The organism is Vicinamibacterales bacterium, assembly GCA_041659285.1.
Classification (GTDB): Bacteria; Acidobacteriota; Vicinamibacteria; order Vicinamibacterales; family UBA2999; genus 12-FULL-67-14b.
Genome location: JBAZYO010000026.1, coordinates 1 through 18,403, shown reverse-complemented (window position 1 = coordinate 18,403; position 18,403 = coordinate 1). Strand labels below are relative to the sequence as shown.

18 protein-coding genes are annotated in these 18,403 nt (G+C 65.5%); 5 read left to right on the top strand and 13 right to left on the bottom strand.

Annotated features, from left to right (window positions below; genetic code table 11):
• The first annotated feature begins 76 nt into the window (after positions 1–76).
• Genes WC815_23770 through WC815_23755 form a run of 4 tightly spaced genes read left to right on the top strand, consistent with a single transcriptional unit; the run spans position 77 to position 2,710 of the window.
• Positions 77–892: a hypothetical protein gene (locus WC815_23770; protein ID MFA5911810.1), complete on the top strand. Its 816-nt coding sequence runs from the start codon at positions 77–79 to the stop codon at positions 890–892.
• Positions 893–940: 48 nt separating this feature from the next.
• Positions 941–1,756 (top strand): hypothetical protein, encoded by an 816-nt coding sequence (locus WC815_23765; GenBank protein ID MFA5911809.1) that lies wholly within the window; start codon positions 941–943, stop codon positions 1,754–1,756.
• On the top strand, positions 1,753–2,226 hold the full coding sequence (locus tag WC815_23760) for a hypothetical protein (protein MFA5911808.1): 474 nt from the start codon (positions 1,753–1,755) through the stop codon (positions 2,224–2,226). Before WC815_23765 ends, WC815_23760 begins: the two co-directional genes overlap by 4 nt.
• Positions 2,227–2,230: 4 nt before the next feature.
• A complete protein-coding gene (locus WC815_23755) occupies positions 2,231–2,710 on the top strand; it encodes a methyltransferase domain-containing protein (protein MFA5911807.1) in 480 nt (159 codons plus the stop codon).
• 7 nt (positions 2,711–2,717) lie between these two features.
• Here WC815_23755 and WC815_23750 read toward each other — a convergent pair whose 3' ends face one another.
• From WC815_23750 to WC815_23690, 13 genes are all read right to left on the bottom strand, one after another.
• Positions 2,718–3,023 (bottom strand): cytochrome C oxidase subunit IV family protein, encoded by a 306-nt coding sequence (locus tag WC815_23750; GenBank protein ID MFA5911806.1) that lies wholly within the window; start codon positions 3,021–3,023, stop codon positions 2,718–2,720.
• Positions 3,023–3,853: a cytochrome c oxidase subunit 3 family protein gene (locus WC815_23745; GenBank protein MFA5911805.1), complete on the bottom strand. Its 831-nt coding sequence runs from the start codon at positions 3,851–3,853 to the stop codon at positions 3,023–3,025. Before WC815_23745 ends, WC815_23750 begins: the two co-directional genes overlap by 1 nt.
• Before the next feature lie 153 nt (positions 3,854–4,006).
• Entirely contained in the window at positions 4,007–5,470 is a 1,464-nt protein-coding gene (locus WC815_23740; protein MFA5911804.1) for a cbb3-type cytochrome c oxidase subunit I, read from the bottom strand.
• A 3-nt stretch (positions 5,471–5,473) separates the two neighbouring features.
• Positions 5,474–6,466: a cytochrome c oxidase subunit II gene (coxB, locus tag WC815_23735; protein ID MFA5911803.1), complete on the bottom strand. Its 993-nt coding sequence runs from the start codon at positions 6,464–6,466 to the stop codon at positions 5,474–5,476.
• 3 nt (positions 6,467–6,469) lie between these two features.
• Positions 6,470–7,318: an SCO family protein gene (locus WC815_23730; protein ID MFA5911802.1), complete on the bottom strand. Its 849-nt coding sequence runs from the start codon at positions 7,316–7,318 to the stop codon at positions 6,470–6,472.
• Positions 7,319–7,345: 27 nt separating this feature from the next.
• On the bottom strand, positions 7,346–7,831 hold the full coding sequence (locus WC815_23725; protein ID MFA5911801.1) for a hypothetical protein: 486 nt from the start codon (positions 7,829–7,831) through the stop codon (positions 7,346–7,348).
• Positions 7,821–9,008 (bottom strand): hypothetical protein, encoded by a 1,188-nt coding sequence (locus tag WC815_23720; GenBank protein ID MFA5911800.1) that lies wholly within the window; start codon positions 9,006–9,008, stop codon positions 7,821–7,823. Before WC815_23720 ends, WC815_23725 begins: the two co-directional genes overlap by 11 nt.
• 70 nt (positions 9,009–9,078) lie before the next feature.
• Positions 9,079–9,720, bottom strand: a complete 642-nt coding sequence (locus tag WC815_23715; GenBank protein ID MFA5911799.1) for a cytochrome c — start codon at positions 9,718–9,720, stop codon at positions 9,079–9,081.
• Positions 9,704–10,252: a DUF3341 domain-containing protein gene (locus WC815_23710; protein ID MFA5911798.1), complete on the bottom strand. Its 549-nt coding sequence runs from the start codon at positions 10,250–10,252 to the stop codon at positions 9,704–9,706. Before WC815_23710 ends, WC815_23715 begins: the two co-directional genes overlap by 17 nt.
• Complete coding sequence (gene nrfD / locus WC815_23705; GenBank protein ID MFA5911797.1) at positions 10,242–11,636, bottom strand: NrfD/PsrC family molybdoenzyme membrane anchor subunit; 1,395 nt, start codon at positions 11,634–11,636, stop codon at positions 10,242–10,244. Before nrfD ends, WC815_23710 begins: the two co-directional genes overlap by 11 nt.
• Entirely contained in the window at positions 11,636–14,776 is a 3,141-nt protein-coding gene (locus tag WC815_23700; GenBank protein MFA5911796.1) for a TAT-variant-translocated molybdopterin oxidoreductase, read from the bottom strand. Before WC815_23700 ends, nrfD begins: the two co-directional genes overlap by 1 nt.
• A gap of 44 nt (positions 14,777–14,820) precedes the next feature.
• The gene (locus WC815_23695; protein ID MFA5911795.1) at positions 14,821–15,432 is read right to left on the bottom strand and encodes a cytochrome c3 family protein; all 612 of its coding nucleotides are present in this window, start codon (positions 15,430–15,432) and stop codon (positions 14,821–14,823) included.
• Positions 15,433–15,778: 346 nt separating this feature from the next.
• Positions 15,779–17,833: a S9 family peptidase gene (locus WC815_23690; GenBank protein ID MFA5911794.1), complete on the bottom strand. Its 2,055-nt coding sequence runs from the start codon at positions 17,831–17,833 to the stop codon at positions 15,779–15,781.
• 208 nt (positions 17,834–18,041) lie between these two features.
• On the opposite strand from WC815_23690, the gene WC815_23685 reads away from it, so the two are divergent.
• Positions 18,042–18,403: hypothetical protein (locus WC815_23685; GenBank protein MFA5911793.1), on the top strand; the 362-nt coding region annotated here is incomplete at its 3' end.

Sequence of the window (18,403 nt, the reverse complement as noted above, 5' to 3'; positions counted from 1 at the left end):
AGTCCTGCTGCACTCCGCGGAATCCGCGTCATTTGCGGCTGATAGATCCCGGCGCGCTGCGGGTATTCTTACTGCCATGAATCGCAGAGCCATCATCGGCGTCGTCGCGGCCGCGGCCGTCGGCGCCACCCTCACCGCACAGTCGCTCACCACGCAGCTCGGCATCACCGAAGGGCGCGCCAGGGAGGCGGTGTTCGACTCCTTCATGGCCGGCGCCCTGTCGCTGGCCGGCAAGGCCGAGGTCTTCACCGCCGCGCCTCCCCAGGCGCGTGTCGCCATGGTCAATGCCGCCGCCACGCTCGCGCGCGCCTTTGTCGAAAGCGACGAGTTCAAGCGCCGCTACGCCGACCATCGTGAAGCCAACGGGCCCGATCCCCTGCCGGCGGAACAGACGGCCGACCAGGTGCTGGCCAGGCAGCGGGCGGGATTCGAGCAGCAGGTCGAGGCCCTCCGCAAGCAGTTCGTGGACGATTCGATTACGCCGGAGCAGAAGGTGACGCTCGAGGAGGGCTTCGAAACCATGCGCGCGCGGTTCACCGAGATGGAAAAGGGGCCCCGGAAGGTGGAACTCGAGACCATGCTCAAGGAGCAGCGCGCCCAACAGGTGAGCGCCCATGACGCCGCGACCAGGGCCTTCGAGGCCACTTATCCCGCCGATCCCCGGGCGCTCGTGGCCATGCGCCTGCGGGCGTTCCTCGAGGTCAGCAAGGACGTCGCCGTGGACGCCAGGCTGGTCACCCAGGACAAAGTCCAGCGTTTCCAGGACCCTGCTCTTGAAGCCAAGCCGCGCGGGTGGAAGATGTGCTTCCGCGCCGGCCGGCCGGCCACCGACGCGGCCCGTCAGTTTGCGGGCAATTGGCTCTCAGCGCTCGAGGCTCAAGGGGTGAAATAGAGTTGAACCCGGCGGGCAATGGGTCTATTGTCTGCGGCGGAGGAACACATGGAGATCGATCGCAGAGCCTTCATCGCCAGCCTCGGTGGCACCGCCGCCGTGAGCCTGATGGGTTCGGAGGCCAAGGCCGACGCCCTTGAGCACTGGATGGAAGAGAGCCTGGACCAGCAGGCTGCCGCCCAGGGCGCCGCCGAGAAGTTCCCGACCGTCGCCGAGCTGGAAGCACAGATCGAAACGCGCGGCTATCGGCGCGGCGCCGGCAACGTCTTCGTCAACACTCGCGGCAACGTCAAGAAGCTCGCGCCGATGCCGAAGAATCCGACCCTCCAGGATTTCTTCCGGCTCCGTTTCGCGCCCGCCAACCACGTGCTGCAGAGCGCCACGCGCGCGCTCAAGACCGGCATGTCGGAAGAAATCATCCTCGCCTGCCTGCTGCACGACTGCGCGCAGGCGCTGATGAAGGCCGATCACGGCTGGTGGGGCGCCCAGCTGTTCGAGCCCTACATCCCCGAGAAGTCCGCGTTCGGCATTCGCTACCACCAGACCCTGCGGTTCTACGCCGATGCCGACGCCGGCTACGAGTATCCGGACCTGTACTACCGGATCTTCGGCCAGGACTACACGCCGCCGCCGCACATCGAGGCGACCTACAAGATGCTCCGCAACCACAAGTGGTACATGGAGCCGCGCCTGGTCACGGTGAACGACCTCTACGCCTTCGACCCGAACGCCAAGGTCTCGATCGATCCGTTCGAAGACATCATCGGCCGCCACTTCAAGACACCGAAGGAAGGCCTCGGCAACGACAACAGCCCGAGCGCGCACATGTGGCGCACGCTGGCGAACCCAGACGCGCCGCTGTGAAGGCTCGTCACATCTTCGTTGCGTCCGCACTCGCCATGGCTCTCGGCTTGTCCGCCGGAGCCTTGGCGGAGGTGGAAGCCATGGCGGGGGCGGAGCAGGCCGCCAAGACCACCAACTACAAGGGCCTTGAGATCACCGCGATGGGCGTCGAGCGGGCCCAGAACGTGCCGCTGGTTGATTGTCCGCCAACCACCAACTCTCAGCGCGGCAACGCCCGGGCAGGCGAAGAGTTCGCCGTTGTCACGCTGGCCTTCAAGGTCACGCCCGCCTTCAAGGAAACGATCGTCAAGAAGCCGGTGCTGACGGATGCCGCCGGCAAGGTCTACAACACCTCGGTGGCGATCATCGATCCCGGCTCGGTGCCGGAGTACAAGTGCGCGTTCCCGTTCCGCGTGCCGACCGGCACCAAGGTCGCCTCGGTGCAGATCGACACCGTTGCGCTCGACGTCGCCGCGCTCGACAAGAAGTAGTTGCTTGCCCGAGTTCGTCGAATACGTTGCCGAAACGCTGGACATCGGGCCCGGCACCGAGGTCTTCGAGGTCGCCTGCGGCGCCGGCGAATTCCTGCTCCCACTGCATGACAACGGCTTCATCGTCGGCGGGATGGACGCCGACCCCGCCCTGATCGCCGAGGCCCGGGAGACCATGCCCGGCGGCCGATTCGTCTCTGGATCGCCGGCCGAGCTCGATCCGGCGCAACCGTGGCAGGTGGTGGTGTGCCGCGCCTTTGGATCATTCCCTGACGTTGACTACGCCCGCGGTGTGCTCGCGCGCATGGCCGCCAAGGCCACGCACGCCGTCGCGATTCTCGACTTACCTGAAGGACGTTTCGACCGGCGCTGGATCTTGCGCGCCTTCGCCGAGATCGGGGTCTCGGCGGTGCAGATGGACGAGGCGAGAGTCGAAGGCGACGGAAGCGGGGAGTCCCGCTTCCATGCCTTTGCGCGAATGTAGCGGCCGGTTACTTCAGGGCCGGCAGCATGGCCGAGAAGCCCTTCGAGGCGTAGTCGACCAGCAGCAGCGACAGCAGGATCACCAGAAAAAACAGGCCGGTGGACACGGTCAGCTTGGTCAGGTGGCTCGCGTACTTCACGTGCATGAAGTACCAGATGACCAGCGACGCCTTGAACACGGCGATGATCATGGCGACCAGGAAGTTGAACTGGCCCAGGTCGACGAAGGCGGCAAACACGGTCGCAGCCGTGAGGACCATCAGCGCCAGGAAGATGGTGACGTAGAGGCTGACCGGCGAAACGTGTCCAGACATTAGACGTGCCTCTCGACGAGGTAGAGCAGCGGGAACAGGAAGATCCACACGATGTCCACGAAGTGCCAGTAGAGGCCGGCCATCTCCACGGGTGTGTAGTAGTGGTCGTCGAACTTGCCCTTCCATGACATCCACGTGATCACGCACATGATGCCGATGCCGATGATCATGTGGAGGGCGTGCAGCCCGGTCATCGTGAAGTAAAGGCTGAAGTAGATCTGCGTGGTCAGCTGCAGCTGCTCGGCGTTGAGCGCGAGCTGGCGGTGGCCTGCAGTCGAGGGGCCGCCTTCCGCGGCAGCGGCGCCCTCGGCCGCCGGTGCGGCGTGTTCGGCGCCGGCCGCGGGCGCCTCACCTGCCCCGAGCGAAGTCGAGGGGTGCGCCGACGCCCACTGGAAGTTGTAGCCCGGCACGTGGTGGTGCTCGAACTTGTCGGCGTACTCGATCACCTTGACGCCGAGGAAGACCGAGCCGAGGACCATCGTCAGGATCAGCCAGTTGACCGTGGCAATCCGCTTGTTGGTCTGCGCGCTGCGGACGCCCATCGCCATCGTCAGCGAGCTGCCGATCAGGACCGCGGTGTTGAGGGCGCCCCAGGAGATGTCCAGCGACCGGCTCGCCTCGGCGAACGCGTCGAAGTACCACATCCGGTAGATCATGTAGGCCGCGAACAAGCCGCCGAAGAACAGGATTTCGGTGAGCAGGAACACCCACATGCCGACGACCACAGCTTCTTTCTGCTGCGCCATCGTGTCGAAGTGGTGCTGCAGGGCCGGGTGATGGGCCGCGTGCGCGTGACCGTGCGCGTCAGCGTGCACTACCGCGTTAGACAAGATGCTTCTCCTTGGCGACGACGTGCTCGTACTCGTAGGGCTCGCGGTCGACGATGGGCGTCTCGAGGAAGTTCTCGGTCAGCGGCGGCGACTGGATTTGCCACTCGAGGCCCGAGGCCCCCCACGGGTTGGGGCCGGCGACCGCGCCGTTCTTCAGCGACCACAGCAGGTAATCACCGGCAGGAAGTAACCGAGGCCGAGCACGCTGGCCCCCGCCGACGACATCACGTTGAGCACCTGGAACTCGTCCGGATACGAGTGGTAGCGGCGCGGCATGCCGAGGTAGCCGACCACGAACTGCGGGAAGAAGGTCAGGTTGAAGCCGACGAACACCAGGATCGCCGAGATGCGGGAGAAGAACTCGGAATACATCCGCCCGGTCATCTTCGGCCACCAGAAGTGCAGGCCGCCCATGTAGCCCATGATCGCGCCGCCGACCATGATGTAGTGGAAGTGCGAGACCACGAAGTAGGTGTCGTGCAAGTGGATGTCGAGACCGAGCGTGGCCAGGAACAGGCCGGTCAGGCCGCCGATGGCGAACAGGCCCATGAAGCCGTAGGCGTAGAGCATCGGCGTCTCGAACGAGATGGCGCCCTTGTAGAGGGTCGCGGTCCAGTTGAACACCTTGACCGCCGACGGGATGGCCACCGAAAAGCTCAGGAACGAGAACACCATCGCCGCGTAGGTCGAGATGCCGGCCACGAACATGTGGTGCGCCCACACGATGAAGCCGAACACCGCAATCGCCAGCGACGAGAACGCCACGAAGCTGTAGCCGAAGATGGTCTTCCGCGAGAAGGTCGAGATCAGCTCGCTCATCACGCCCAGTGCCGGCAGGATCATGATGTAGACCGCCGGGTGCGAGTAGAACCAGAACAGGTGCTGGAACAGCACCGGGTCGCCGCCGCGGGCCGGGTCGAAGATGCCGAAACCGAGGGCGCGCTCGACGCCGACCATCACGATGGTGATGGCGACGACGGGTGTGCCCAGCACCTGGATCAGGCTGGTCGCATAGTGCGCCCACACGAACAGCGGCAGGCGGAACCAGGTCATGCCGGGCGCGCGCATGCGATGAATGGTGACGATGAAGTTGAGGCCGGTCAGGATCGAGGAGAAGCCGGCGATGAAGATGCCGAGCGCCATCGGCACCACGTGGCTGTTCGAGCCGGTGGTGCTATACGGGGTGTAGAACGTCCAGCCGGTGTCGACCCCGCCCGAAACCATGGCGACGGTCGCGAAGATGGCGCCGAACCAGAGCAGGTAGAGGCTCAGCAGGTTGATGCGCGGGAAGGCCAGGTCCTTGGCGCCGATCATCGGCGGGATCAGGAAGTTGCCGAGCACCGCCGGGATCGACGGGATCAGGAAGAAGAACACCATGATGATGCCGTGCATGGTGAAGAACTTGTTGTAGGTGTCGGCCTGGACGAAATCACCCTGCGGCGTCGCCAGCTCGAGGCGGATGCCGACGGCGAACAGTCCGCCGAGGAAGAACATCACCGAGATCGAGATCAAATACATGATCGCGATCCGCTTGTGGTCCTTGGTCAACAGCCACGACGCCAGGCCGTGGCCGTTGTTCAGGTAGTGCCGCTCCGGAATCTTGAGCTTGTCCAACATGGCTTATTTCTTCTCAGCCGGTGGTGCGGCCGGCGCCGGTGTCGTGGCCGGCGCCGTCGTGGCGTTCGGCGACAGTGACTTGACGTGTTCGATGAGGGCGACCAGGTTCTCTTCGCTGATCAGGCCCTGGAAGGTCGGCATCAGCGGCTGGAAGCCCTTCACCACCTTGGCCTGCGAGTTCAGGATCGACTCGCGCAGGTAGGCCTCGTCCACCACCACGGTGGAGCCGTCCTGCAGCTCCACGGGCTTGCCGACAATGTCGTGCAGCGACGGCCCGCGGCCCTGGCCGCTGTCGAGATGGCAGGTCGAGCACGCCAGGTCGTTGAACTGCTTGGCGCCGCGCTGCGCCAGCGTCCCTTCCATGCCGCCGCCCTGCAGCCACGCCTGGTACTGGGCCGGCTCCATCACCGTGACCGTGCCGATCATGCCGGCGTGGTTGGTGCCGCAGTACTCGGCGCAGAAGATGTGGTACGAGCCGGGCGTCTGGGCGTCGAACCACAGCTCGGTGTAGCGGCCCGGGATGGCGTCCATCTTGGTGCGGAACGCCGGGAAGAACAGGCTGTGCAGCACGTCCTCGGAGCTGATCGTGATCTTGACCGGCCGGCCCGCGGGGATGTGCAGTTCGTTGATCTCACGCTGCCCTTCGAGGTGCTGGAACTTCCACATCCACTGCTTGCCCACCGCGTAGATGTGCATCGCCTCGGCGGGCGGACGGCGCAGGTGGAAATACACCGACGCGCCCCAGCCGAACATCACCATGGCGATGATCGTCGGGATCACGCTCCACAGCAGCTCGAGCGGCAGGTTGCCCTCGATGCGGGCGCCGATCTCGCCGTCGTGCGTCTTGCGATAGCGGATGCCGAAGTAGATCACCGCTATCGCCACGGCGATGGCGAAGAACGCGCTGACCGCGATGATGAAGAAATACAGCGCGTCGACGTCCTTGGCGAACGTCGATGCCTGATCCGGGAAGATGGGAATGCCGAATATTTTCATTATCTAGTGTCCGGCCGCGCGGTGGTCGCGCCGAATCGACACGAACATGAATCCAAACAGCGCCACGAGCGTCGCGGCGCCGCCAATCCGAACGGCCCTCATGGCCACGAACCCGTAATTACCGGCGGTCGGATCGTAGTGATAGCAGTAAAGCAACAGCTGTTCCGCCAGCGATCCGATCTTGCCGGCTGACGACTCGATCAACGCGAACTTGACGTCGCGCGGCGAGTAGTCGATGCCGAGGAAGTAGCGCGACAGCTTGCCCTCCGGCGTCGCCACGATGATGCCGCTGGCGTGCGCGAACTGCTGCGATGCCTCGTCCCACGCATAGCTGAAGCCGGCCGACCTGGTCAGCGCGTCGATCGAGGCCTGGCTGCCGGTCAGGAAGTGCCAGCCCTGCGCGGCCTCGGGACGCTTGTAGCGGTCGAGATACGCCTGCTTCTTGCCGGCGGCCAGCACTGCCGTCTCGCGCGGGTCGAAGCTCACCGTCACCACGTCGAATTCCTTGCCGATGCTCTCGTCGATCACCCGCAACGCGCTCTCGAGCCCGTTGAGCACCTGCGTGCACAGCATCGGGCACTCGTAATACACGAACGCCAGCACCACCGGCTTGCGGCCGAAGTAGTCGCCCAGCTTCACCGCCTTGCCGGTTTCGTCGGTGAACGGCAGCGCCAGCGGCAGTTGCTCGTTGAGGTGCTGCTCGAAGGCGACCGTGCCGAGAATGCCCGGCACCTGGCTCGACGGCGGCGACGCCGGCGGCCGCAGGCCGGGGTCGCCCTGCGCCGACACCGCGACCGTCATCAGCGCCAGGGCGCCGGTCGCGATCGCTGATCGAAGGGCAGTGCGTGACATTTCTTCTTTCTTTCTCGTTCCCGTGGTCTATCTCGGCGCGATGGTGCGGCCCGACGAACTGTCTTGCGTGACGACGTTGACGCCGTCGCCGCCGCCGCTCCGCGCCGGCAGGCCGCGCTGCAGCGTCAGTTCCATCGCCCGGTCGATCGGGATGCGGGCAATGCCGCCGTCCTTGTCGACCCAGCCGTAGCTTTCGAGGCGCTCGGCCTCGCTGTGGCGCAGCATGTAGACGTCCTTGAACGGCTGGGTCTGCAGGTTCGGCGCGGGCGGCATCTTCTCCTGGCCGACGGCCAGCGGGTACTGCTGCGTCGCGGCATCGGCCGCCTGCTGCCGGCCCTCGAAGAACCAGAACGTGCCGTAGACGATGCCCGCTCCCATCAGCATCGCCACCGCCAGCCACAGGGCGAACTTGTAGCCGATCGAGGTGTCGATGTCGGTGTGTTCGTGCCCCGCGCCGGGCGGCGTCGGCCCGTACTCGAGGTCGTGGTCGCTCACGTGCTCGTTAGTGGACATGATGGGTCAGTGCCTTCTCCAGCTGGGCGTCGTTCACGGGCAGCAGCGAGCGGCCGGCGAGCTGTGACACGAAGATCGAGATGAAGATCCCGCCCAGCGCCAGCGGCAGCGCGATGTCGAGCAGGCTGAAGGTGAAGCCGTCCTGGTGGAACTCCGGCGCCACGTGCCAGTAGTAGTCGGCGACGCGGGCGCAGATGATCCAGGTCGCGATCAGGCGCAGCTTGCGGGCGTTCTTCTTGAGGTCGCGCGACAGCAGCAGGGCGTAGGGCACGATGAAGTGGCCGACGATGATGAAGATGCTGAGGTACTTCCAGTTGTTGTCCCACCGCGTCAGGTAGTGCGGAATCTCTTCCGGCAGGTTCGCCGACCAGATGATCAGGAACTGCGAGAACGACAGGTAGGCCCACAGCATCAGAAACGCGAACAGGAACTTGCCGAGGTCGTGGAAGTGGTGCGTGGTCAGCACCCTGCTCATCGGCGAGGTCTGCGACAGCATCACCAGCACGGTGATGCCGAAGGCGAAGGCCGACAGGCCCTGGCCGCCGATGTAGAGCATGCCCCAGATGGTCGAGAACCAGTGCGGGTTCACCGACATCGTCCAGTCGACCATGGCGAAGGTCACGGTCAGGAAGTAGATGACCAGGCCGGCCCCCGAGAGGCGCGACATCTTGTCGACCAGGGCCTGGTCGCCGGTGCGGTCGTGCTCCGCCGACCACGAGGTCAGCAGGTAGCCCATCGCCGACCAGATCACGAAGTAGAGGGCCTGGCGCACCAGGAAGAAGGGCGTGTTCAGGTACGCCGCCTTCTGCATCAGGATCGGGTCGGTCAGGGCGCTCTCGTGCGTCCACTCGTAGAGCGAGTGCATGCCGAAGACGATCGGCAGGAACAACACCGCCATGAACGGAATGGTGCGGACCGCGGCTTCGAACGGCCGTCGCAACACCACGCCCCAGACGCCGCCCGACAGGTGCTGGACCATGAGCAGCGCCAGGCTGCCGAGGGCCACGCCCATCCAGAACGTGTAGGCCACCAGGTAGGCCTGGTAGAAGCGGTCGGCCCCCGACATCATGAAGCCGGCGCCGGTCAGCGCGATGCCGAGCACGGCGGCGATGAGGCCGAACTGCTTCATGCCGGGGAGCGGCACGTCGACCTTGAACGATTCGGAAGTCACGCTCACTGGTGTTTCATCCCCGGAATTTGAACCGCGACATCGGAGCGGTTCGCAAGGTTCGCGAGTTGTCCCGCCATTACTGTTTCTCCGCTGGAGCCGTGGCGGCCGGCTTCTCGGTGGATGCCGAGGGCACCGGCGACGCCGAGGCGTCGAGTCCCGCGCGCTGGTCGGCCGGCACGTCGTCAACCGACGCATGCTGGCTCAGCTGCAGCGCGCGCACGTACGACACGATCAGCCAGCGGTCGCGGGCCGGGATCTGGTCGGCGTAGCCCTGCATCGCGCCGAAGCCGTTGGTGATGACATCGAAGAAGTAGCCGACCTTCTCCTGCCGCAGCCGTTCCTGGTGATACGACGCCGCCTGGCGGAGGCCGCGCTGCACGACCATGCCCTTGCCGTCGCCGAGCTTGCCGTGGCACGGGGTGCAGTAGATGTTGAAGCGCTGCTGGCCGCGGTGCATCTCGGCCTCGCCGATCGCGAACGGGAACTGCTCAACCAGCTGCCCCGCCACCTTGCCGGTGTAGAGCGCCTCGTCGTCGCGCAGCCAGCCGCGGGCGACCGTGCCGGCCGGCGCCGAGCGCGAGGCTCGGCCGTCGGCGAACGTGTTGTTGGCCTCGAACGCTTCGTAGCGCGGCGTGTCGTGCATGTCCTGGCGGCAGGCGGCGGTCAGCGCCGCGGCGGCCAGCAGCGCGAGCGTGAGTGCCTTACTCTTCAACTTCATACACTCCCTTCGCGCCCGTGGTCTTCAGGAACTCGCTGGTGGCGTGGGGGTCGAACTTCGGGTCGTGCGACTCCACCACCAGGAAGAACTTGTCGGAGCTGGCCATCGCGAAGCGCGCGACGTTGAACACCGGGTGATACGGCTGCGGCAGCCCGCTCAGCACGATCATCCCGATCGCGGCGGTCAGCGCCGCGAACAGGATGGTCAGCTCGTAGGACGGGATGATGAAGGTCGGCCAGCTCGCCTGCGGGCGGCCGCCGATGTTCATCGGGAACTCGATCACCGACGCCCAGTACTGCAGGCCGAAGCCGGTGGCCATGCCGGCAAGGCCGCCGCCCAGCACCAGCTTCGGCAGGATGGTCCGCGTCTGGTGGATGACGTCGTTCAGTTCTTCGATCGGCACCGGCGAGTAGGCCTCCACTTTCGTGAAGCCCTGCGCCATGGTCTGGCGCGCTGCGTCGACGAGCGCCTGGCCCGAGTCGAACTCGGCCATCACGCCGTGGAGCCGGTTGGTCGGCTCGTTAGTGTGCATGGTGATCCGCCTTGATCTTGCCCTGCGGCAGCAGCGTCTTGACCTCGAATATCGAAATCATCGGCATGAACCTCAGGAACAGCAGGAACAGCGTCAGGAACAACCCGATGGTCCCGAAGAACGTCATGAAATCCCATTGCGTCGGGTAATACATGCCCCACGACGCCGGGATGAAGTCGCGGTTGAGCGAGGTCACGATGATGACGAAGCGCTCGAGCCACATGCCGATGTTGACGAAGATCGACATGATGAACAGCAGCACGGTGTTGCTGCGCACGGCTTTGAGCCACAGGAACTGCACCATCACGACGTTGATCGAGATCAGCGTCCAGTACGACCACCCGTAGGGACCGAACATGCGGTTGTACATCATGAACTTCTCGTGCGGGCTGGCGCTGTACCACGCGAAGAAGGCTTCCATCGCGTAGCCGTAGCCGACCATCAGGCCCGTCGCCAGCATGACCTTGGCCATGTTGTCGATGTGGCGCATGGTGATCAGGCTCTCCATGCCGTAGAAGCGGCGCACCGGAATCGCCAGCGTCAGCACCATCGCGAAGCCGGAGTAGATCGCGCCGGCGACGAAGTAGGGCGGGAAGATGGTGGCGTGCCAGCCGGGAATCACCGACACCGCGAAGTCGAAGCTCACCACCGTGTGCACTGACAGCACCAGCGGGGTGGACAGGCCGGCCAGGATCAGCGAGGCCACTTCGTAGCGGTGCCAGTGGCGGGCCGAGCCGCGCCAGCCGAGTGAGAAGATACCGTAGATCTTCGCCTTCACCTTCGACGCCGCGCGATCGCGCAGCGTCGCCAGGTCGGGAATCAGGCCGACGTACCAAAACACGATCGAGACCGTGGCGTAAGTGGAGACCGCGAACACGTCCCAGATCAGCGGGCTCTTGAACTGCGGCCACAGCCCCATGGCGTTGGGATACGGGAACAGCCAGTACGCCGCCAGCCAGGGACGGCCGGTGTGGAACACCGGGAAGATCGCCGCGCAGGCCACCGCGAAGATGGTCATCGCCTCGGCGAAGCGGCTGATCGACATGCGCCACTGCTGCTTGAACAGCAGCAGGATGGCCGAGATCAGCGTGCCGGCGTGGCCGATGCCGATCCACCAGACGAAGTTGATGATGTCGAAGGCCCAGCCGACCGGGATGTTGTTGCCCCAGATGCCGATGCCCTTGATCAGCAGGTAGCCGAGGGCCATCTGCAGCATGCCGGCCAGCAGCAGGCCGATCAGCAGGACGCCGATCCAGCCAAGCGGAAAACGCTTGGAGAGCGGGATCTCGGCGACGGTCTCGGTGACCGTCTCGAAGTCGTGACCCGGAAGAATTACCGGCGTCTCTTCGAGCAGCGCCGTGGACGACTGAACCTTGTTAGCCATTAATGTCCGCCCTCAGGAGACGCTGCCTCGTGCGACTCGGTCGTCGCATGGTGGCCGCCGACCATCGGGTTCGAAGGCAAGGCCGGGTTCGGATTGCGCACCGCCGCGAGATACGTCGTGCGTGGGCGCGTGTTGAGATCCTCGAGGGTCGCGTAGTTGCGCGGGCTCGACTTCAGCTTCGCCACCTGGCTGTTCGGGTCGTTGATGTTGCCGAACACGATGGCGCCGGCCGGGCACACCGCCTGGCAGGCGGTGACGATCTCACCGTCGCGAATGGCGCGGTCCTCGCGCTTCGACTGGATGCGCGCGGCGTTGATGCGCTGCACGCAGTAGGTGCACTTTTCCATGATGCCGCGGCTGCGGACGGTGACGTCCGGGTTGCGCTGCATCTTGAACTGCGGCGTGTTCCAGTCCTGGAACAGCAGGAAGTTGAAGCGGCGCACCTTCCACGGGCAGTTGTTCGAGCAGTAGCGGGTGCCGACGCAGCGGTTGTAGACCATGTCGTTCAGGCCTTCGGGGCTGTGGGTGGTCGCCGCCACCGGGCACACCACCTCGCAGGGCGCGTTCTCGCACTGCTGGCAGGGCATCGGCTGGTAGTAGGTGTCGGGCGTGTCGAGGTCGCCGGCGAAGTAGCGGTCGATGCGCAGCCAGTGCATCTCGCGGTTCTTGCTGACCTGCTCCTTGCCGACCACCGGGATGTTGTTCTCGGCGACGCAGGCGATGATGCAGGCCGAGCAGCCGGTGCAGGCGTTCATGTCGATCGCCATGCCCCACTGGTCACCCTTATATTCCTTGTCGGCGTAGAGCGAGATGCGCTTGTCGAGCTTGCCGTGCTCCATCTCCTTCACGAACGCCGGATTGGCCTTGAACTCCTCCAGCGTCGCCGAACGGATGATGTTGCGGCCTTCGATCGACCAGTGGTCCTGCGTGCCGACCAGGTCGTAGGTGCCGCCGGTCTTGGTGATCGTGGCGGCGCCGAACCAGGGCGCCGACGAGCCGCGCAGCGCGTAGGCGTTGAAGCCGGTTCCGTTGCCCAACTGGCCGGCGCGGGTGCGCCCGTACCCAACCGACACCGTGATGGCGTCCTTGGCATGCCCCGGCAGGATCCACACCGGCACGTTCAGCGTCCGGCCCTCATGCTGAACCGCAATCAGGTCGCCGGTCTGCAGCCCGTTCGCCTCAGCCGTGGACGGCGACATCAGCGCGCCGTTGTCCCACGTCAGTTTCGACACCGGCTTGGGCAGTTCCTGCAGCCAGCCGTTGTTGGCGAAGCGGCCGTCGTAGATCGTCTCGTCGCGGCGGAAGCTGATCTCGATGGCGCCACCGGCGGGCGCCGCGGTGATCCGCGCCGCCACATCGGCGGCGAGAACGGCAGCCGACGGCGCGAACGCCGAGCCGGCAATGAAGCCATCGTGAAGCCACTTGCGCCAGGTCTTCTCGAACGTCTCCGCGGCGGTCGCGGGTGCGGCGGGTGCAACAGGTGCGACGGGTGCACCTTGTGCAGCAGTGGCAGTGGCACTTGGCACCGCCGCCGGCACCCCAGGCACCGCTGGCACCTTAGCTCCCATCCAGTATTCGCGAACGACGTCGTAGCCGTTGCGCTCCGGGCGGTCCGACAGCGTCGCGATGATCTCGTGCGCCGACTTGCCGCCGTAGAGCGGCTGGATCAGCGGCTGCACGATCGAGATCGTGCCGTCGCAGCTGCGGGCGTCGCCCCAGGCCTCGAGGTAGTGAGTCGCCGGCACGTGCCAGTGGCACAGCGTGGCGGTCTCGTCGAAAAACAGGCCCGAGTGCACGCGCAGGGCGACCTTGCTCAACGCCTCGGCGAACTTGAAGTCGGCCGGCGCGCTCATCGCCGGGTTCGACTCGCCGAGGATGACCAGCATCTGGACGTGGCCGGCCTCGATGTCGGTGACCAGCTCGCGCAGCGCCGCGTGCTGCTCGCTCGGCACCGCTTCGGGCGTCGGCATGTACGACACCGTGGCGCCGACGGCGCCGATGGCGGCGTTCAACGCGTGCGCGAGGGCGTGCACCGCGGGCGGCTGGGCATCGCCCACCATCACCACGGCGCGGCCGCGATGCGCGGTCAGATCCTTGGCCACCGCGTCGGCAAACGCTTCGCTACCGGCCGGCGCCGTGCCGGTGACGCCGGCGACGCCGGCGTGCTGGACCACCGCGCGGGCGAAGGCCTCAATCTGGCTCGGCTTGAGCGGCAGGCGGTTGTCGGCGCGGCCGCCGGTGACCGAGTGATCGGTCTCGACGACGTAGAGGCGATTGAGGTTGTCGGCGCCGTCTTCAACCCGGCGGCGCGCCGCGAACTGGCGCGAGTGGTGCAGATTCGCCGGTCCGGCCGAGGCCAGGAAGTCGGCGTCGAGCGAGAGGATGACGTCGGCCTTCGACAGGTCGTAGACCGGCTCGAGGTATTCGCCGAACGCGGTGCGGGCGCCGGCGCGCGCGTTGTCGCGCGGCATCGGCTCCCACTGGATCCACTTGGCGTTGGGCTGCTGCAGCAGCACTTGCTGAATCTGCGCCGCGAGCGAGGGCGAGTTCACCGTCTCGGTGAGGATGCGAAGCCCGCCGCCCTTGGTGGCCGACTGCGCCGACAGGCCGCCGCGCATGGCGGCAATCACCGCGCTCCACGGACGAATCTCGCCGAGCTGCGTGATCGTCTGCGAGCGATCCGGGTCGTACAACGTGAGCACCGAGCCCTGCGCGAACAGGTCGGTCGCGCCCTGGCTGGCGGGGTGATCCGGGTTGCCCTCGACCTTGGTCGGGCGGCCTTCGTGGCTTTCGACGAGGAGGCCGGTGGCGACGCCGCCAAGCGACATCGCGGTCGCGAAGAACAGCGGCTTGCCGGGGATTTCCTCTTCGGGCTGCCGGACGTACGGGACGATCATTTCCGTCGGCTGCACCGTGCAGGCGGTGACGCCGGCCAGCGCCATCGACGCGCTCATCAGCTTCAGGAACGAGCGGCGCCCCACCGGGTCGAGCCATTCCGACGCGTTGGTCGGGAACTCGCGGTGGAGGTAGTCCTTGAATTCGGCGGTCTCGGCGACCGACTCGAGGCTGCGCCATACTTGCGGCCCGCCCTGCTGTTCGAGGCGGGCGCGGACGGCCTGGATGTCAATCGGCGCGCTCATCGAGCGGTGAGCCTTGGGATCGGTTTCGTCGGAGTGCATCGGTTTCATCGGTGGCATACCGAGCAACTGGTCATGTGTTCCAGACCGGCAATCTTGTATTCCTTGACCAGGCGCGGGCCGAGTTCGGCCTGCGCAATCGCCGGCTGATAACCCATCGTCGTGATTTGGTCGCGCGGACGCACGAACTGCGACGGGTCGCGATGGCAGTTGAGGCACCACTCCATCTGGAGCGACACCTTCTGAATCATCAACGGCATCTTGTCGACGCGGCCGTGGCAGGTTTCACAGCCGACGCCCTTGGTGACGTGGATGCTGTGGTTGAAGTAGACGAAGTCCGGCAGGTCGTGCACGCGGATCCACTGCAGCGGCTTGTCGTCGCGGAAGCTGGCGCGCACCGGTTCGAGGAACGGGCTGGTCGTCCAGATCTGCGAGTGACAGTTGATGCAGGTCTTGGTCGGCGGGATGCCGGCCGACGGTGAGACCTCCACCGAGGTGTGGCAGTAGCGGCAATCGATGCCGATGCCGCCGGCGTGGTGCTGGTGACTGAACTGGACCGGTTGCTCGATGAACTGATTCGCCGAGGTGACGAAATCCGAACGTTGAAACGTGAGCACCACCCAGCCGAGGCCGAGCAGCACGAACACGATGGCGAGCACGCTGGCTTTGGACCAGGCATTAGCGCTCTTTGGGAATACCTGCGACATGCGTTCTTGCAGCCCCCGGGGTGTTAGGGCACCACTCAACAAACTCGCCCCGGTATTGGGCGCGGCTCATCAGGAGTAGTGCCGAAGTCGCACACTTATACCCCGAATTGCGCGGGGTAGAAGTCTTGTGAAAAATTTCGCAAGCAGATTGTATCCGGCAGACTCGTCCGAAAACAAGACCGGGTTTGGAATTTTCTGAGCCGTGAAACCAGAAAACTAAGGCCGAGAGATGACCTCATCAATTGCCGACCTATTTGGTCGGAACAGCCGCTTGTGGTTGCGACGCTCCCTACCGCTATTACTGGACCTGACCGGCTGCCGCCGGAACCTTGGCCGGATCCTTCTTTTCCTCGCCCGGCACTTTTTCCCAGGCATAGGCGCGATCGTGGATGTGCTTCTCGAACCACTCCATCTCGATCTGGAGCTTGAAGAGCCGGTGCCGGAGCTCGGTCCAGCCATGCCCTTCACGGGGCGCCACATACAGATGGGTCGGCACGCCGTTCGACTTGAGCGCGCGGTACATCTCGACCGATTGCGGCAGCGGCACCCGCGGATCCTCCTGGCCGACCAGGAAGATCGTCGGCGTCTTCACCTTCGACACGTCCTTGAGCGGCGAGTGGTTCCAATACAGGTCGATCGGCGCGTTCGCCTGCCACCGCGTGCCGCCGAACCACGGCGTGCGGAACTCGCGGTGATCGCTCTGCGCATACATCGAGATCCAGTTCGCCGCGCCGGCGCCGCTACTCGCCGCCTTGAAGCGATCGGTGAACGTGATGATCTTGTTCGTCATGTGGCCGCCGCCGCTCCATCCCATCTTGACGAGCTTGTTGGGATCGGCCAGCCCCATGGCAATCACCGCGTCGGTGCCGGTCATCACGTCGAGGTGCGCCTGCTTGAAGTAACCCTTGACCATGTCGCGCAGGAACGCATCGCCATAGCCCGTGCTGCCGCGGTAGTTCGGCTTCAGCACCGCATAGCCCTTCCCCGCGTAGACCTGCACGTCGCCACTGAAGCCGAACCGATCCGACGCGGCGGGACCGCCGTGGGTCATGACGATGAGCGGGTACTTCCGCCCGGCCTGGTAGTCCACCGGGTAGGAGAGCAGGCCTTCCACCGTGACGCCGTCCTGGCCCTTCCAGGTGATCTTCTCCTGGCGCGCGATCTTGAACCTGGCCAGCGTGTCGTCGAACACCGCGGTAACGCGCTTCGGCTGGGCACCGTTCGCCATGGTGTGGATTTCACCCGGCCGCGCCGCCGAGTTGCTCGTGAACACGTGCAGGCCCGCCGCGTCGTTGAACGCCCAGCCCTGGAGCGCGTGCTCGCCGGCCGAGAGTTGCGTGACCCGCCGGGTCGCGACCTCGACCCGCATCACCTCGTTGTGCACGCCCATGTTGGCGGTGAAGTAGATCGACTTGCCGTCGGCGCTCCAAGACGCGTTCTCCACCCCGTACGGCGCGTCCGGCAGCAGCACGCGCGCCGGGCCGCCGGCCGCCGGCACCAGGAAGAGCTTGTCGTTGTAGTAGAGGTCGAACTGCTCGTTCGACGCCGACGTGAACAGCACGGTTGACCCGTCGGGCGACAAGGCCGCGCCACTCTCCGGAACCTTGTTGCTGGTGAGCTGCTTCGCGTTCGCGCCCGAAGCGTCCATCACCCACACTTCCGTGCGATCGGTGAATTCCAGCAACGGGCTCGGCGTGCGCGTCATCGCGATGCGCGACCCGGTCGCCGACAGCTCGAAACCGCCGACCGACCAGTCGCCTTCCGTGATTCGCGTGGTCTTGCCGGCCAGGTCCGCCGTCCACAAGTGGCGCTGCTTGAAATTGTTCTCCTCGAACGCGTAGACATCGTCCAGGAGGCGGTCCTTTTCCTTCTCGTCCGCCGACTTCGCGTCGGGGGCGGTGAAGTAGATGGTCTTGCCGTCCGGCGCCCAGGTGAGGTTGCCGGGCGCCGTCGCGTGATTCGTGAGGCGGCGCGCCTCGCCGCCGTCCGCGCGCAGCACGTAGATCTGGTTGTTGGTGTCGGGGTCGCGGCGTGTCGTGAAGGCAATGGACTCGCCGTCGGGCGACCAGCGCGGGCTCGATTCGCCGCTCTCCCCAGACGTCAACTGCACCTGGCTGGTGCCATCGGCGTTAATGCGGTAGATGTGGCCAACTCTCCGGTTGGCCTTCCAGTCTGGCCGTTCCATGATGAACAGAATCTGCTTGCCGTCCGGCGACAGCTGCGGATCCTGGAGCGTCGGCAGCTCCAGCACGTCCACGAACGACAGGACCCGCTTCTCCTGGGCAACGCTGAAGCCCGCGGAGCAGAGCAACGCGAACACGACGAGGAGTGGGAGACGGTGGAAGCGCATCATGAGGGCGATAATACCCCTCCTCTTGACAAACGCATCTTTGGGGCGCATAACTAGCATTCTGCCAGCGCATGGTGGCGGGCCAACCCGGTGCTTCCCCCACTGTCGGTTGCCCACCCCATGCGTCTCGGCACTTTTCCCCCGACCAGAAGTGCCCTCCCGACGAGATTTACCCTCCCGGCCAGAAGTGCGCGTTATAGTGAGCGCGTAAATGTCGGACGACCGTAAATACAAGCAGCGCGGCTACCAGGAGAGCGGCGAGCGCAAACCGCGCGGCGACAGCCCGGAACGGTCCACGCCGAAGCCCGAGCGCGAGCCCGGCGCCCCGGCCGGCGCCAGGCGCATCTCCTCTGAAGGCGCGCGCAACCCGCGCATGATGAGTTCGCGCCAGGTGGCCCGCTGCTCACGCTGCGGCACCATCGTCGACACCGAGATCATGTCGCGCAGCAAGTGCCCGAAGTGCCAGGTGGATCTGCGGTCGTGCATCCAGTGCGTGAACTTCGACCCAAGCGCCAGCCTCGAGTGCGCCGAGCGGATTCCGGCGCGGGTGTCGCCTAAGGACGTCGCCAACGA

Coding starts and splice junctions, on each gene's coding strand:
- WC815_23770 (MFA5911810.1), top strand. CDS start 77: ATGAATCGCAGAGCCATCATCGGCGTCGTCGCGGCCGCGGCCGTCGGC.
- WC815_23765 (MFA5911809.1), top strand. CDS start 941: ATGGAGATCGATCGCAGAGCCTTCATCGCCAGCCTCGGTGGCACCGCC.
- WC815_23750 (MFA5911806.1), bottom strand. CDS start 3,023: ATGTCTGGACACGTTTCGCCGGTCAGCCTCTACGTCACCATCTTCCTG.
- WC815_23740 (MFA5911804.1), bottom strand. CDS start 5,470: ATGTTGGACAAGCTCAAGATTCCGGAGCGGCACTACCTGAACAACGGC.
- coxB (MFA5911803.1), bottom strand. CDS start 6,466: ATGAAAATATTCGGCATTCCCATCTTCCCGGATCAGGCATCGACGTTC.
- WC815_23730 (MFA5911802.1), bottom strand. CDS start 7,318: ATGTCACGCACTGCCCTTCGATCAGCGATCGCGACCGGCGCCCTGGCG.
- WC815_23725 (MFA5911801.1), bottom strand. CDS start 7,831: ATGTCCACTAACGAGCACGTGAGCGACCACGACCTCGAGTACGGGCCG.
- WC815_23715 (MFA5911799.1), bottom strand. CDS start 9,720: ATGAAGTTGAAGAGTAAGGCACTCACGCTCGCGCTGCTGGCCGCCGCG.
- WC815_23710 (MFA5911798.1), bottom strand. CDS start 10,252: ATGCACACTAACGAGCCGACCAACCGGCTCCACGGCGTGATGGCCGAG.
- nrfD (MFA5911797.1), bottom strand. CDS start 11,636: ATGGCTAACAAGGTTCAGTCGTCCACGGCGCTGCTCGAAGAGACGCCG.
- WC815_23700 (MFA5911796.1), bottom strand. CDS start 14,776: ATGAGCGCGCCGATTGACATCCAGGCCGTCCGCGCCCGCCTCGAACAG.
- WC815_23690 (MFA5911794.1), bottom strand. CDS start 17,833: ATGATGCGCTTCCACCGTCTCCCACTCCTCGTCGTGTTCGCGTTGCTC.